We start from the raw sequence: 14954 nt of genomic DNA, 5'->3' as shown, positions 1-14954 counted from the left end.
AGAAAATGTCTGGAGGCCATTTTATGAAGCGGGACGTTCGTAATTAAGGTGCAGAGTGGCGTCGTTATGTGAAATTTGTCGTCTTAATGACGGCTTAGGTATGCAGAGTGACGAGTACTGATCGCTAGGGGCAAGCTCGCCTTGGTTACGAGGCTGAATGATCAGCCCGGTTGGCCTCGGTCGACCTTGCTGCTGAGAATGATGGAAGTCGTGGTTTTCTCGACCCCTTCGAGACTGCCGATCTGATCGAGCAGCTGGTCCAGTTGTTCCGGCGAGTCGCTGCTCAGCCAGGCCACGTAGTCGAATTCGCCACTGACCGCGCACAGCTGCTGAACCTGGCCCATGGCGCTGAGGCGGCGCACGATGTCCTTTCCCGAACGCGGCTGCGCCTTGATGCCCACATAGGCCTGCAACCCCCCTCCACGCATCCGCTGGCCCAGACGCACACCGTAGCCGGTGATGATCTTGCCCTTCTCCAGCCGCTCCAGGCGGGAATTGACGGTAGTACGGGCAATACCCAAGTGCCGAGCGAGGGTGGCGACGCTTTCCCGGGCGTTGATCTGCAGCAGGGAGATTAACTGGCGGTCGATTTCGTCGAGGGTGATGGAGCGAGCGTCGGGCATGGCGCGACCTTAGGCGGTTTTCTTGTTGCCGGGCGATTGACTTTCAATCATGGCTTTAAATGTTTTGAGATCAATTCTCGGAATGATCGCATCGGGGATCTTGGATATCGCTGAAAGATTGAAGATCGCGAAGCGATCGTCCACGACACGCTCCGTTGTGAGCCTGAGTGATGGAAAGATTCTGGTTTCGGTATATTCGTCGAGACCACAGGGCGACCTATACCCGTGATCTTTTTCATAAAAGCGGCCGCCTGCCTGGTTCAGGTCCACGCCGACCAAGAAGGCGCGAGTGAAGCCTGCATGGTAGGCAATCTGCAACGCAAGGTACGCAACCGTTCGGGCGTCAAAAAAGCCGTACTGTAGATCTCGACTGAATCCTAGCGAGCGACGTCGTTTGTCGAAGCTAAAACGATGTCGCACATGGTGGGCGCTCGCGCTGCAAAAAAGCGCTTTCCAGAAAGGGATGTTCTCCGCTTTCTTCAGAAAGTAGACTTCACCAGCCGTTGGATCCTTATGGGCTCTGAATTGATCTTCCCAGAGTGCCAAGCGTTCGCTATTGGCCAAGGCATAGGAAAATAGCTCAGGCTGCTGTCTCGCAAAGCCCCTATCGCTGCAGGCATAGAAAAATGGTCGGATACCCGCATCCCTGAGCATCGCAATAGATCCATTCATGGCGATGACAGGAACATGGGAAAATGTGCCCAGGGGGAAATCCTTGGCAGACATACCGGATGCCAGGATGATGACCGCCCCGTCAGCTATGTTACGGCAATCTTTGAATTCTCTGATGCTCGCTGAGCTAGAAGGGATAAGCATGGTCATGGGGTAGCTGTCACTCCGACACAGTCCCAGATGAACGGGCATCAAGTTTACTACAGAATCCTGAATAGAATTCCATCATGAGCGCGGACAGGCCAAGGACAGGAATGACATCACTGTCAAGGTCAGATGCGTAGGTTTTTAGCGACTTCGAAGATGTAACTGAATGGCAATTTACTTTTTGGGATGGACGGCTCAGTACGAGCAGAGGTTCGTGAGCTATCTCGCAGAACGTTACGATGTAGGTCGAACCCCGGACCGCAAGGGCTTGGTGCGATTGCATCGCATCGTCAAAAAAATCTTGGGAGCTCGCTGTGCAGGGCTGCTGGGGCGCCTGTATTGCAAGCTAGCAGGCTTCTCTGGAAGTGACATGTTGATTTGTAACGAGGGGCAGATTCATCGAAAGCTCAATCCGGCCATTCTCGAAGCATTTCCCGGCATCCGTATTCTGGTGGTCCGAGACTTGGTGGACAGCGCTTTTCTTACGCGCTGGCGCTCCCATTTCGACGCGATCTACAGCTTTGACCAGTTTCAATGCGCTCGTTTGGGCATGCAGGTAATGAACCAGTTCTTGCCAATCGGGTACGATGAAAAGCGGATGGTGCCAGTTTGCGCTGATGGTAGTCCTACCGCGTTGTTCATTGGACGCGACAAACACCGCAGTCGTTCCTTGCTTGCACTGGCAGAGCTATTGAAAGCCTGTGATTACGAGGTGGACTTTAGAATTCTTGTGGATGACTCCACCCAAGAACGCTCGGCCTATCACATAACATCCTTGGTCAGTTATGCCCAATCCTTGGCGTCTACGCTCTCCGCTCACGTCTTGGTGGAGATGAATCAGCCAGGCCAAGCAGGTTTCACGTTAAGGCCTTTGGAGGCCGCTTATTTTTCCAAGAAGCTCATCACGACCAATCCGGCGATTTTACAGTCTTCGCTTTATCATCCGAACAATGTATATGTTCTGGATGGGCCTGAAACATGGGATGCAGAACGGCTGAGGGCATTTCTTGAAAGCGATTTTTACCCTCTATCGAAGGAAACGATTTTCGAGTATTCCCCTGACTATATGCTGGAATTTTTGATTAGCAGGCATGGCGCGGCAGTCCGCGAGCCTGCACCAAGGAGCTGAAAAAGCAAAAAGCCGCGCAATGCGCGGCTTTGTCGTATCTGGTGGGCCCACACGGACTCGAACCGTGGACCAAAGGATTATGAGTCCTCTGCTCTAACCAACTGAGCTATAGGCCCCAGAGGTGGCGGGGATTATAACGAGGGTTTGAGGTGGGTGCCATCTGAAAGATCTGATAGTGCTATGCGAAGGAAGGTGGCAGCGAATTCCTCCGCAGGCAGGGGCAGGCTGACGATGTAGCCCTGAATTTGTTCGCAGCCTTCGCAGGCGAGAAAGTTTTGCTGCGCCTGGTTCTCGACACCTTCGGCAATGATGGTCAACTGCATGCTGCGTCCCAGGGCGATAATTGCGCGGGTGATGGCGACGTCATGGGGATCGCTGGGCAGGCCGCGAATGAATGACTGATCGATCTTGAGAATGTCCAGGGGTAGACGTTTGAGATAGCTCAGGGACGAATAGCCGGTGCCGAAATCGTCGATCGCCAGCTGCACGCCGAGCGCCTTGAGCTGATGAAGGATGGCCAAGGCTTCCTCGGCCTGGCTCATGATGAAGTTCTCGGTGATTTCTAGCTGCAGGTCCCCGGCCTTGAGCTGGTAGGTCTTGAGCAGGTGTTCTATGCGTCTGGCCAGGTTGGGCTGGCGCAGCTGGGCGCCGGCGAGGTTGATCGACAAAGGGCCAAACGGCTCGTAGGTGCTCTTCCATTTGTACATCTGCCGGCAGGCTTGTTCCAGCACCCAGTCGCCCAACTGCAAAATGGTGCCGTTCTCTTCGGCCAGGTGGATGAACTGCTCTGGCGGGACGTCGCCTAGGGTGGGATGACGCCAGCGGATCAAGGCCTCTGCGCCAACCAGGTTTTGGGTCTTGAGGCTGAACTTGGGCTGAAAGCACAGGCTCATTTCGTTGCGCTCGATCGCCCGACGCAGTTCGTGTTCCAGAGCGATGCGCTCGCTGGCCTGGGCGGTCAGGTCGCGGGTATAGGCCTCGACCCGGTTGCGGCCCTTGGCCTTGGAGCGGTACATGGCCGCGTCGGCGTTGCGAATAAGGTTGGCGACGTCGGTGCCATCCTGTGGATAAAGGCTGATGCCGATGCTGGCGCTGGTGAAGAACTCATGCTCACCGGCCTCGAACGGGGCATGGAAGCAGGTTAGCAGCTTGTTGGCGATGGCGCTTGCATCGCTTGGGCGATGCAGGCCGGGCAGGAGGATGATGAACTCATCGCCACCCAGCCGCGCCACCGTGTCCAGGTCGCGTACCTGCTCTCTCAGGCGTTGGGCGATGCCTTTGAGCAGTAGGTCGCCGACCGGATGGCCGAGGCTGTCGTTGATGTGCTTGAAGCGGTCCAGATCCAGAAACAGCACCGCACCCTGTCGGTTGGCCTCTTGCGGGCACGTGAGGGCAGCCTGCAGACGTTTTTCGAACAACGCACGGTTGGGCAGGCCCGTCAGCGGGTCGTGGTGGGCCTGGTAATCGAGCTTGGCTTGGGCGAGCTTGAGGCTGGAGATATCAGCGAACACTGCCACGAAGTGGGTGATCTCATGGTCGCGGTTGCGCACGGCGCTGATGGTCAGCCAGCCGGGGTAGAGCTCGCCATTCTTGCGCTTGTTGTAGATCTCGCCTTGCCAATGGCCTTCGGCAGTCAGTTGATGCCACATGGCCGCGTAGAACGCGCTGTCGTGCTGCCCGGACGCGAGCAGGCGCGGCGTTTGCCCAAGGGCTTCGATCTCGCTGTAGCCGGTGATCTCGCTGAAAGCGCGGTTGACGGCGTTGATGCGCTGGTCGGGATCGGTGATGAGCACCCCTTCGGCAGTGTTCTCGAACACCGTGGCGGCCAGTTGCAGTTTTTCCTGCATCAGATGGCGCTCGGTGATGTCCCGGGCGATGGTCAGCATGCAGTCGGTGCTTTCGATCGGCAGCGGCCTGGCGGAGAGCTCGCACAGGCGGATCTGCCCATCGCTGCGCCGGATATGACAACTGAAGTCGCGCACGAAACCGTCGCGCTGCAATTGCTCGATCAGGCGCTTGCGCTCGTTGAGGTCGACCCAGATGCCCAGGTCCAGGGAGGTCTGGTCCATGGCTGGATTGATGTCATAGCCGGTGAGGCGGCAGAACCCTTCGTTCACTTCGAGCAATAAACCATCGCTTTGACGCGACAGCAACAGGCCGTCGGGGGAGGCATGGAAGGCCTTGGCGAACTTTTCTTCGGAGGTCTGCAGCTGTCGCTGGGTTTCCTTCAATTGGCTGATGTCGCGCACCGCCACGACCATGGCCCGGGTGCCGTCGAGGTCGAACGTCTCGGCCGAGGTCAGGCCGGTGAACACCTGGCCGTTGCTGCGGCGAAAGCTCATTTCCAAGTTGCGGATGCCGCCTTGCTGCAGGCGCTCGAGCAGAGCGGGGCCGGCGCCAGCCAAGGCCCACAGGTCTAGTTCGGTGGCGGTGCGACCGATCACCTGGCCTGGGCTCAGGCCGATCTGTTCCTCGAAGGCTTCGTTGACTTCCAATAGGCAACCGTCGCTATGACGAGCAATCACCAGGATGTCCGGGCATTGCTGGAACACCGAGGCGAACTTTTGTTCCGACAGGCGCAGGGCATCTTCCGTACGTTTGGTTTCGCTGATGTCGATCATCAAGCCCCGCAGCAACGGGCGGTGGCCGTGTTCGATCATGCTGACGATATTGCGCACCCAAAGGGCGTGACCGTCGGCGCGGATCACTCGATAGTCGAGGCTGTGGTCGCGCCCCGCGGCGGTTTCGCTGTCGCAATAGGCCTGGGCCCAGAGCGCGTCCTCAGGATGCAGGATGCTGCGCCAGAAACCGGGGCGCAGCCAATCACTCAAGGGGTAGCCGAGCAGGTCTTCGGCATGGGGGGACACATAGCTGTATGTGAAGTCGTTGGCATCGGCTTCCCAGGCTATGGCGGACAGGCTTTCGACCAGACTGCGGTAGTGATACTCGCTGCTGCGCAGTTCCTGTTCGAGGGCGATGCGTCGGGAAATTTCCGAGCTCAGGCGTCGGTTGATGCGAATGACCACCGCCAGGCCGGCAAGCAGCAGCAAGACCGCAGGCAGGCCGTAGAGCAGCATGTCACTCCAGAACGACCGCTGGTCGACGACGTTCCCGACCCAGCGTTGCTGGATGTGGCTGATTTCTGCCGTGGTCATGTCGGCCATGACCTTGTCGAGGAGGCCGACCAGTACCTTGTTGTCCTTCTGGACAGCCATGGCCAGTTGATAGCGATAGGGCGTCTCACCGCTGACGTACAGGCCGTCGAGTTTTAGCTGGCGCAGGGCCCAGATACTCGAGGCGAGGTCGCCGACCACGGCGTCCACTTCATCTGTCGCCAGGGCCTGAAGGGAGGAGCTGACGTTGGGCAGTGCCACCAGGTTCAGGTCCGGGTGGTGAGTGCGCAGCAGCTCATGGGGGGCATAGTTTTCAACCACGGCCACCTTCAGCCCATACAGGTCTTCGAGGGTGCGGGGCTGTGGGCCGCCCTTGTGTGCCAGGATGACGATGGGGAAGTCCAGGTAGGGGCGGGTGAAGGCGAGGGATTGCTGGCGTTCGGGCGTCGACATGATGCCGGGGAGCAGGTCGATGCGTTTTTCCCTCGCCTGCTGCAATACCTCGGTCCAATTGCTGGGCTCGATCGGTTTGAGCGATATGCCCAGACGCTCCTGGATCAAGGCAACGTAATCGGCGGCCAATCCCTGGTAACGGTCGTCCTGGTCGCGAAACTCGAAAGGCGGCCAGGAGGCATCGACGCCCAGGCGCAGGTGTGGGTGAGCGCTGAGCCAGGCTTTTTCTTCATCAGTCAGGGTCAGGGCGCCGGCCGTTGCGTTCCACGCAAGCAGGATCAGCAACAGAAGGGCCGGCACAAAGGACATAGCGGCCTCTCATTCAGGTGGTCTGAATCGAGTGTAGACGGGCAATGGCCGAGGGGAGAGGCGATCGGTGGGGTTTGTCGCGTGCCTGAAAAGAAAAACCCCGGCCTGGGCCGGGGTTTGTCATCACTCGTCGAGGAATGAGCGCAGGTGCTCGCTTCGCGTCGGGTGGCGCAGCTTGCGCAGCGCCTTGGCTTCGATCTGACGGATCCGCTCGCGGGTCACGTCGAACTGCTTGCCTACCTCTTCGAGGGTGTGATCCGTGTTCATGTCGATACCGAAACGCATGCGCAGCACTTTGGCTTCGCGTGCGGTCAGACCGGAGAGCACGTCACGCGTGGCTTCCTTGAGGCTTTCGACCGTGGCCACGTCGATCGGGGACTGCATGGTCGAGTCCTCGATGAAATCGCCCAGATGCGAGTCTTCGTCGTCACCGATCGGCGTTTCCATGGAGATCGGTTCCTTGGCGATCTTCAACACCTTGCGGATCTTGTCCTCAGGCATTTCCATGCGCTCGCCCAGCTCTTCCGGCGTCGGTTCGCGACCCATTTCCTGCAGCATCTGGCGGGAAATACGGTTGAGCTTGTTGATCGTCTCGATCATGTGCACCGGAATACGGATGGTGCGTGCCTGGTCGGCGATCGAGCGGGTGATCGCCTGGCGGATCCACCAGGTGGCATAGGTCGAGAACTTGTAGCCGCGACGGTATTCGAACTTGTCCACCGCCTTCATCAGACCGATGTTGCCTTCCTGGATCAGGTCCAGGAACTGCAGGCCACGGTTGGTGTACTTCTTGGCGATGGAGATCACCAGACGCAGGTTCGCCTCGACCATTTCTTTCTTGGCGCGACGGGCCTTGGCCTCGCCGATCGACATGCGACGGTTGATTTCCTTGATCTCGGCGACGGTCAGGCCGGTTTCGTTCTCAAGGTCGATCAGCTTCTGCTGGCAGGCGACGATCGCAGCGTCTTTCTCACCCAGGGCGGCAGCCCACTTGGTGTTGCGCTTGGACAGGTCACCGCTCCAGGTCTGGTCGGTCTCGTTGCTTGGGAACAGGCGCAAGAAGTCGGCACGAGGCATGCGTGCATCACGTACGCACAACTGCATGATGGCGCGTTCCTGGGCGCGCAGGCGATCCAGTGCACTGCGCACGCGCTCGACCAGAACGTCGAACTGCTTGGGTACCAACTTGATCGGCATGAACAGGTCTGCCAGGGCCTGGAGGGCTTCGATGCTCTCCTTGCCGCTGCGCCCGTGTTTCTTCAGGATCTTGCCGGTGATCTGGAGCTGGTCGGCGACGGCGCCGAAACGCTGGCGGGCGACTTCTGGATCCGGGCCGCTTTCGCCCTCGTCCTCGCTGTCGTCGCTGCTTTCTTCGCTCTCTTCGTCTTCGTCCTCTTCTTCCTTGGCAGCTGCGGCCTTGGCACCCGGGATCGGGACTTCTTCGGTCGGCGCGGCAATGTTGTCGTCAGGGTCGATGTAACCGCTGAGGACATCGGACAGACGGCCACCTTCGGTGGTGACGCGATCGTATTCGCTTAGGATGTAGTCGACAGTCCCCGGGAAATGGGCGATGGCGCCCATGACTTCGCGAATGCCTTCCTCGATACGCTTGGCGATTTCGATCTCGCCTTCGCGGGTCAGCAGCTCGACGGTACCCATTTCGCGCATGTACATGCGCACCGGGTCGGTCGTGCGGCCGATATCGGTTTCGACTGCCGCCAACGCTGCGGCGGCTTCTTCGGCTGCGGCTTCGTCGGTGTCGGCTTCCGCCAACAGCAGGGCATCCGCATCCGGAGCACTCTCGAATACGTTGATCCCCATGTCGTTGATCATGCGGATGATGTCTTCCACCTGTTCCGGATCTGAAATATCCTCAGGCAGGTGGTCGTTGACCTCCGCGTAAGTCAGGTAGCCCTGCTCACGACCGCGGGTGATCAACTCTTTGATACGAGATTGCTGTTGCGCTTTTCCGGACATAACACCCTATCCACTGAAGGTCTTGGCGGGCAAAAAACAAGCCGAGGATTATACCCGAGCATGGACCTCACGCGCCAGATGAGGTCGGGGTTTGTGCGGGAACATTCCGGCTCAGCAGTGCGAGGAGCTGCGATTTTTCCTCGGTGCTCAACTCGCTTTGACGTGCTTTCCTGAGCAGATGTTCCAGGCTGCGCTCGCGTTGGCGGGCGGACAAGCTAGTTATAGTGTCGAAAAACTGTTGTTCAAGGTTATCGGCATCGATCAGCCATTCCTTTTCCGCCAGAGCCCGCAGCAGGCGGCCTTGTTCGGTGCCGTGCCAACGTGCGATCAACTGCATTGAGCTTAGCTTAGGATTCTTCTGCGCGGCCTCGATCAGCGCGACCAACAGCTGGCTGTAGATATGCTCTTCGTCGGCAAAATGGCTGGCATCTTCCACCTTTCCGGCCAGCAACGGGTAATGCAGCAGGGTGCGCAGGGCCGACAGGGTCGGCGGCTCGACCGGGGCGGGGACACGCGGTGGTGCTTCGCCGCGCTGGCCATCGCGTTGCCAGGGTTTGCCGCCTTTTTTGTCCCAGGGCTTGCCATCCCATGGTTTCTTCGCGCCCTTGTTCGGGGTCCATGGGCGCTGCTCCTGCTGGGCGGGCGCGTAGTCGGGCTGATGCGCGTCGCTGTAGTCAGGGGCGTAGCTGGCCATGGCGTCGTAGTCATAGCCTGGGTCGTAGTCGGGCACGTTGGGTGCCGGCGCATGCTGTGCCAACTGCTCGACCTGCTGAGGATCGAGACCGGTGATTTCCTTCAAGCGATTGCGCATGAGCTGACGCAAATTGGCGCCCGGAATCTTTTCGATCAGCGGTGCGGCCAATGTAGCCATGTGCGCCTTGCCTTCCAGCGATCGAGGGTCCGCCTCGTTGCTCAGTTGCTCGAAGAAGTAGTCTGCCAGCGGTTGGGCGTGCTGGTTGATGCGGGCCATGAAAGCGTCGGTGCCTTCGGCGCGGACCAGGCTATCCGGGTCTTCGCCCTCGGGCAGGAACAGAAAGCGCGCCCGGCGCCCATCCTGCAGGCTGGCCAGGGTGGACTCCAAGGCACGCCAGGCAGCCTTGCGACCAGCCTGGTCACCGTCGAAGCAGAACAGGACACTCGGCACCACGCGAAACAGGCGCTTGAGGTGTTCCTCGCTGGTTGCGGTGCCGAGGGTTGCCACCGCGTTGCGCAGGCCTTGCTGGGCCAGGGCGATGACGTCCATATAGCCCTCGACCACGATGATCTCATCGAGGTTGCGGTTGTGCTTTCGCGCTTCGAACAGGCCGTAGAGTTCCTGGCCTTTGTGAAAGACCGGGGTTTCCGGGGAGTTCAGGTACTTGGGCTTGTCATCGCCCAGGACCCGGCCGCCAAAGGCGATGACCCGCCCCCGGCTGTCACGGATTGGGAACATCACCCGGTCGCGGAAGCGGTCGTAGCGCTTGCCGCTCTCGGCGTTCTCGATCAGCAGGCCTGCGTCGATCATCACTTTCTGTTGCAGGCTATCGGCGCCCAGGTGTTTGAGCAGGTTGTCCCAGCCCGGCGGCGCGAAGCCCAGGCCGAAGTCGCGGGCGATCTCGCCGGACAGGCCGCGGCCCTTGAGGTAGTCCACCGCTGCCTTGCGGGTCGGGTGAGCGCGCAGGGCCTGGCGATAGAACTCGGCAGCGGCCTCGAGCAACGGGTAGAGGGGTGAATCGGTGGGCTGACGGGGCTTCTGACCTCGGCGGCCTTCTTCTCGCGGCACTTCCATGCCAGCGGCGCGTGCCAGTTCCTCCACGGCCTGGGGGAAGTCCAGGTTGTCGTGGTCCATGACGAAGCCGAGCGCGTTGCCGCCAGCGCCGCAGCCGAAGCAGTAATAGAACTGTTTGTCTGGGCTGACGGTGAAAGAGGGGGTTTTTTCTTTGTGGAACGGGCAACAGGCGGAGAGATTCTTGCCGGTTTTCTTCAGTTGGATGCGCGAACTCACCACATCGACGATATCGGTGCGGTTGAGCAGGTCATCAATGAAGCCTTGGGGAATCAGCCCGGCCATGGCAGTCTCGTCATCTGGCAGCTGGCAAGTCTAATCGCTACGCGCGGGTTAGGGGCGAGTAGTGCGGTGCGGGAAGTATGAGAAAAAATGTGCTCGTCAGCCACGGAGGGCTCGTCAGTCAGGACGTGCACGACTGGTCGAGGACCAGCTCTGACGTGTTCAGGCAGGTTGCCCCGGAGTTGTTGCGAGGGGCGCCTCGGACGTGAGCCTGAGGTTTGAAACAACCGCTGCCATCAACCCGGCACAGGGCCGGGCGGGGCAGAAGCTTTGCGTAGAACGTCTGTATTAGTACAGACGAACGGCGCGGCGCTGTTCGCGCTGAACCTTCTTGGCGTGACGCTTTACAGCGGCAGCAGCTTTGCGCTTGCGCTCGGCAGTCGGCTTCTCATAAAACTCGCGGCTACGAACTTCAGCCAGTACACCGGCTTTTTCGCAGGAGCGCTTGAAACGACGCAGAGCTACGTCGAAGGGTTCGTTCTCTTTAACTTTGACGGCTGGCATCCAGGGCTACCTTCATTCATTACCGGGGTAGACGTGCTCCTGGCAAAACAAAAAGGTGTGCTGGAGAACGTCGGTTTTCAAGGGTTGCGGATGTTAACCCTTAGCTGGCCGGAATGCAAAGCCTCTGATCGAAAACCGCTGGTCGGCATGGGGTACGAGGACTATCATGCGCGCCTTCGAATTCAGCCTCGACAAGGCACGGACCCATGCTAGTACTGGGATTGGAAACATCCTGCGACGAAACCGGCGTCGCATTATACGACAGCGAACGTGGCCTGCTGGCCGATGCGCTGTTCAGTCAAATCGACCTGCACCGCGTCTATGGCGGCGTGGTGCCGGAGCTGGCCTCGCGTGATCACGTCAAGCGCATGCTGCCCTTGATCCGCCAGGTGCTGGCCGAGGCCGACTGTGTCGCCACCGAGATCGATGCGATCGCCTACACTGCTGGCCCCGGGCTGGTCGGCGCGCTGCTGGTCGGCGCTTCCTGCGCCCAGGCGCTGGCGTTCGCCTGGGACATCCCGGCGGTCGGCGTACACCACATGGAAGGTCACCTGTTGGCGCCCATGCTGGAAGAAACCCCACCAGAGTTCCCGTTCGTCGCTTTGTTGGTCTCCGGCGGCCATACCCAGCTGGTGCGGGTCGATGGCATCGGCCAGTACGAGCTGCTAGGCGAAAGTCTGGATGATGCGGCAGGCGAAGCGTTCGACAAGACGGCCAAGCTGATCGGCCTGAATTACCCCGGAGGCCCGGAAATCGCCCGTCTGGCCGAAAAAGGCGTGCCGGGCCGCTTCGTGTTCCCACGGCCAATGACCGACCGTCCGGGCCTGGAGTTCAGCTTCAGTGGTCTGAAGACCTTCGCCTTGAATACCTGGCAGCAATGCCGGGATGCCGGCGATGATAGCGATCAGACCCGCTGCGACCTTTCACTGGCGTTCCAGCAGGCGGTGGTTGAGACGTTGACCATCAAGTGCAAGCGCGCGCTCAAGCAGACCGGCCTCAAGCGCCTGGTCATCGCGGGTGGCGTGAGTGCCAACAAGGCCTTGCGCGCCTCGCTGGAAACCATGCTCGCGAGTCTCCATGGCAACGTTTACTACGCGCGTCCCCAGTTCTGCACCGACAACGGCGCGATGATCGCCTATGCCGGTTGCCAGCGGCTGCTGGCCGGGCAACGCCAGGACCTGGCGATCAGCGTGCAGGCGCGCTGGCCGATGGAGCAGTTGTCGGCCTTATGAGGCGGGGTATTGCCGGGCAGGGCGTTAGAAATGTCGTTCGCGCCCAGCAAACAGGTCGCGTAGATTGCTGCGGTGGCGCCAGACGATGAGTACTGTAAGCACGGTGATTGGCAGCAGTGCCTCAGGTTCGCGCCAGGCCAGCAATGGCAGTGTCAGCGGTGTGGCAATCAATGCGGCGAGGGAACTGGTGCGGGTCAGGTAGAAGGTCAGCAGCCAGGCGGCGATGGCCAGCAAGGCGGCCGGAAAGTACAGGCCCATGAGCATGCCGGCTGCGGTGGCCACGCCCTTGCCGCCCTTGAAGCAGAAGTAAAGCGGGAACAGATGACCGATGACCGCGCAGAGGCCGATCCAGGCTTGCTCCTGAAGGCCGAGGCCGGCCAGTTGGGCGAGCAGCACGGGCAACAGCCCCTTGCACAGGTCGCCGAGCAGGGTCAGGATCGCCAGCTTGCGGCCCGCCAGGCGTAGCATGTTGGTCGCGCCGGCGTTGCCTGAGCCGCTCGAACGCGGGTCCGGGCTGCCGCTGAGGCGGCTGAGGACGATGGCGAAGGACAGAGAGCCGAGCAGGTAGGCAAGCAGCGCCAATAACCAAAACATGCTAACTATTCCGGGCGAGGACGCCTTGATTCTAACGGCGCCAGTCGCCCTTGTCGTGCTGTGGAGAGAAGTGCTTGGACAGAGTGTTCATCGAAGGCCTGGAAGTCGAGACCGTCATTGGTGCCTATGACTGGGAGCGGGATATTCGCCAGTGCCTGCGCCTGGACCTGAGTTTCGCCTGGGACAACCGCCCGGCGGCAGCAGGCGACGACCTGAGCCTTGCCCTGGACTACGCCAGTGTGAGCGCGCGTATTCAGGCGTTCGCCGAGCAGTCGCGCTATGAGCTGGTGGAGACCTTTGCCGAACGCTTGGTTGCGGCGCTGATGGAAGAGTTCAACATCCCTTGGGTACGCCTGAAGCTGACCAAGCCCGGTGCCGTGCCGGCTGCCCGCGGTGGTGTCGGCGTGGAGATCGAGCGCGGATGTCTTTGAGCACGGTTTACCTGGGGCTGGGCAGCAATATCGACCGTGAGGCGCACCTGTGCGCCGGGCTCGATGCCCTGGCGAGCGTTCTGCAGGGCATGCACTGCTCTCCGGTGTTCGAGAGCCAGGCGGTGGGCATCAAGAGTGGGCCTTTCTACAACCTGGTGGTGACCGGCAAGACCGACCTGCCGCTGCTGGAGCTGGACCGTCGGCTCAAGTTCATCGAGGCGGACAATGGTCGCTATGCGCCCGAGCGCAAAGGCCTGCCGCTGGACATCGATGTGCTGATGTACGACGACTTGTTGGGGACTTTCAACGGCTTGGTGTTGCCACGGGCCGAGATTCTGAAGAACGCGTTCGTGTTGTGGCCGCTGTCGCTGATCGCGCCGCAACTGGTGCATCCCGGCGAAGGTAAAAACATGGCTCAGCTGTGGCAGGAGGCGCGGATCGAGCAGGTGCTGGCGCCGGTGCCGTTCGAGTGGCGTGGCTTGCAGCTGACGCCACGGCAGCCCATCTGAAGCCGCCTCTGTGGGAGCGGGGGCGCCGGTGAATGCGGTGTGAACCCACCGCTCAACGATGACCCGCTCCCATGGCGAGCAATTCAGCGTTGCCTGTAGGTCTCGAGCGCCGTCAGCCGGGCCTCCTTCAGCGCTTCGCCCAGTGCCTGCCCGGTCAGGCCTTTCTCCACCAATCCCTTCACATCGACCGCCTTGGCCACTGCCGCCGCGCCGCGCAGGTAGTCGGCTTGTGGATAGGCCTGGTTCTCGCCTCGACTGCGCGCTTGTGCCTGGCAGGCGGCGATGAAGTCCTCCAAACGCTGGGGGCGACGGTACACATCGAATTTCTGCAGCAATTCCAGCAGGCCGGCAGCGCTCAGTTCCAGGGCACCATGGCACAGGGTTTGGCATTCCACGACCAGCAAGGCCAGTTCCTGGGACTCCCGGGGCGCCTTGAACCGCTGGTTGAGTGCCTTGGCCTGGTTCAGGTCGGTAAGTTCATGCAGCAGGCAGGCCCAGCGTACGTGGAGCGGTAGCTGCTCGCGGGCGGCCTGCTCCAGTGCTTGCAGGGTATGGCGTTGCTGCTTGTCCAGCAGTGCGTCCACTTCTGGCATCAGGACCTTCAGGGCGCCGCAGTTGCGTAGCACCTGGATGAACACCTGGGGTTGATCCTCCATCAGCGCGCGCTCGATCTCCTTCCAACTGCGCTCGGCGGTCAGCGCCTGCAGCTCGCCGGATGCGCTGATCTGGCGCATCAGGTCGAGCGTTTCGTCGGCGACCCGAAACCCCAGCGGCGCATAGCGGGCGGCAAAGCGAGCCACGCGCAGCACGCGCAGGGGATCTTCGGCGAATGCCGGAGAAACGTGACGTAACAAGCGCTGATCCAGGTCATTTTTGCCATGATAGGGATCGTACAGGTTGCCCTGTTCGTCTTCGGCCATGGCGTTGATTGTAAGGTCCCGGCGAATCAGGTCCTCTTCGAGGGTTACATCGGGGCTGGCATGGAAGGTAAACCCACCATAACCCCGCCCGCTCTTGCGTTCGGTACGCGCCAAGGCGTACTCCTCGCCCGTGCGCGGATGAATGAACACCGGGAAATCAGCCCCGACCGGGCGGTAGCCCAGGGCCTGCATCTGGTCGACCGTAGCGCCGACTACCAGCCAGTCGATATCGCTGACCGGGCGCCCGAGCAGGCGGTCGCGTACCGCGCCACCGACTTTATAGATCTGCATGAA

General features: G+C 60.5%; 12 protein-coding genes and 1 tRNA gene. 4 read left to right on the top strand and 9 right to left on the bottom strand.

Going from position 1 to position 14954, the window contains the following annotated elements:
• Positions 1–161 precede the first annotated feature (161 nt).
• Positions 162–623 carry an Lrp/AsnC family transcriptional regulator gene (locus HMPREF3173_RS06325; RefSeq protein ID WP_070571947.1) on the bottom strand — a complete coding sequence of 154 codons (462 nt, stop codon included), beginning with the start codon at positions 621–623 and terminating at the stop codon, positions 162–164.
• A gap of 9 nt (positions 624–632) precedes the next feature.
• Positions 633–1445 (bottom strand): hypothetical protein, encoded by an 813-nt coding sequence (locus HMPREF3173_RS06320; protein ID WP_070572265.1) that lies wholly within the window; start codon positions 1443–1445, stop codon positions 633–635.
• Between the two features lie 211 nt (positions 1446–1656).
• Here HMPREF3173_RS06320 and HMPREF3173_RS06315 point away from each other — a divergent pair, with 211 nt between their 5' ends.
• Complete coding sequence (locus HMPREF3173_RS06315) at positions 1657–2571, top strand: WaaS/CpsH family glycosyltransferase (protein ID WP_139146823.1); 915 nt, start codon at positions 1657–1659, stop codon at positions 2569–2571.
• Positions 2572–2610: 39 nt separating this feature from the next.
• Here the strand turns inward: HMPREF3173_RS06315 and HMPREF3173_RS06310 are convergent.
• The 5 genes from HMPREF3173_RS06310 to rpsU all read right to left on the bottom strand — a co-directional run bounded on the left by HMPREF3173_RS06310 (position 2611) and on the right by rpsU (position 10974).
• A tRNA-Ile gene (locus tag HMPREF3173_RS06310) sits at positions 2611–2687 on the bottom strand.
• Positions 2688–2702: 15 nt separating this feature from the next.
• A complete protein-coding gene (locus HMPREF3173_RS06305) occupies positions 2703–6446 on the bottom strand; it encodes a bifunctional diguanylate cyclase/phosphodiesterase (protein ID WP_070571945.1) in 3744 nt (1247 codons plus the stop codon).
• Between the two features lie 123 nt (positions 6447–6569).
• Positions 6570–8423, bottom strand: coding sequence for an RNA polymerase sigma factor RpoD (rpoD, locus tag HMPREF3173_RS06300; protein ID WP_043210369.1), 1854 nt, complete (start codon positions 8421–8423; stop codon positions 6570–6572).
• A gap of 67 nt (positions 8424–8490) precedes the next feature.
• The gene (dnaG, locus tag HMPREF3173_RS06295; RefSeq protein ID WP_070571944.1) at positions 8491–10473 is read right to left on the bottom strand and encodes a DNA primase; all 1983 of its coding nucleotides are present in this window, start codon (positions 10471–10473) and stop codon (positions 8491–8493) included.
• 285 nt (positions 10474–10758) lie between these two features.
• Complete coding sequence (gene rpsU / locus HMPREF3173_RS06290; protein WP_003255575.1) at positions 10759–10974, bottom strand: 30S ribosomal protein S21; 216 nt, start codon at positions 10972–10974, stop codon at positions 10759–10761.
• A gap of 206 nt (positions 10975–11180) precedes the next feature.
• On the opposite strand from rpsU, the gene tsaD reads away from it, so the two are divergent.
• Positions 11181–12206, top strand: coding sequence for a tRNA (adenosine(37)-N6)-threonylcarbamoyltransferase complex transferase subunit TsaD (gene tsaD, locus HMPREF3173_RS06285; RefSeq protein WP_070571943.1), 1026 nt, complete (start codon positions 11181–11183; stop codon positions 12204–12206).
• Between the two features lie 24 nt (positions 12207–12230).
• On the opposite strand, the gene plsY is transcribed toward tsaD, so the two are convergent.
• Positions 12231–12800 (bottom strand): glycerol-3-phosphate 1-O-acyltransferase PlsY, encoded by a 570-nt coding sequence (gene plsY, locus HMPREF3173_RS06280; RefSeq protein WP_043210374.1) that lies wholly within the window; start codon positions 12798–12800, stop codon positions 12231–12233.
• A gap of 74 nt (positions 12801–12874) precedes the next feature.
• On the opposite strand from plsY, the gene folB reads away from it, so the two are divergent.
• Both folB and folK read left to right on the top strand, forming a co-directional pair.
• Positions 12875–13231, top strand: coding sequence for a dihydroneopterin aldolase (gene folB, locus HMPREF3173_RS06275; protein WP_043210375.1), 357 nt, complete (start codon positions 12875–12877; stop codon positions 13229–13231).
• Positions 13222–13740, top strand: coding sequence for a 2-amino-4-hydroxy-6-hydroxymethyldihydropteridine diphosphokinase (folK, locus tag HMPREF3173_RS06270; RefSeq protein ID WP_070571942.1), 519 nt, complete (start codon positions 13222–13224; stop codon positions 13738–13740). Before folB ends, folK begins: the two co-directional genes overlap by 10 nt.
• Positions 13741–13823: 83 nt before the next feature.
• On the opposite strand, the gene HMPREF3173_RS06265 is transcribed toward folK, so the two are convergent.
• Complete coding sequence (locus HMPREF3173_RS06265) at positions 13824–14951, bottom strand: multifunctional CCA addition/repair protein (protein WP_070571941.1); 1128 nt, start codon at positions 14949–14951, stop codon at positions 13824–13826.
• Between the last annotated feature and the right edge of the window lie 3 nt (positions 14952–14954).

This window comes from Pseudomonas sp. HMSC08G10 (genome assembly GCF_001808425.1).
GTDB classification, from domain to species: Bacteria; Pseudomonadota; Gammaproteobacteria; order Pseudomonadales; family Pseudomonadaceae; genus Aquipseudomonas; species Aquipseudomonas guariconensis.
Note: the sequence above shows the minus strand (reverse complement) of the source record. Positions and strands in the feature narration are given on the sequence as shown.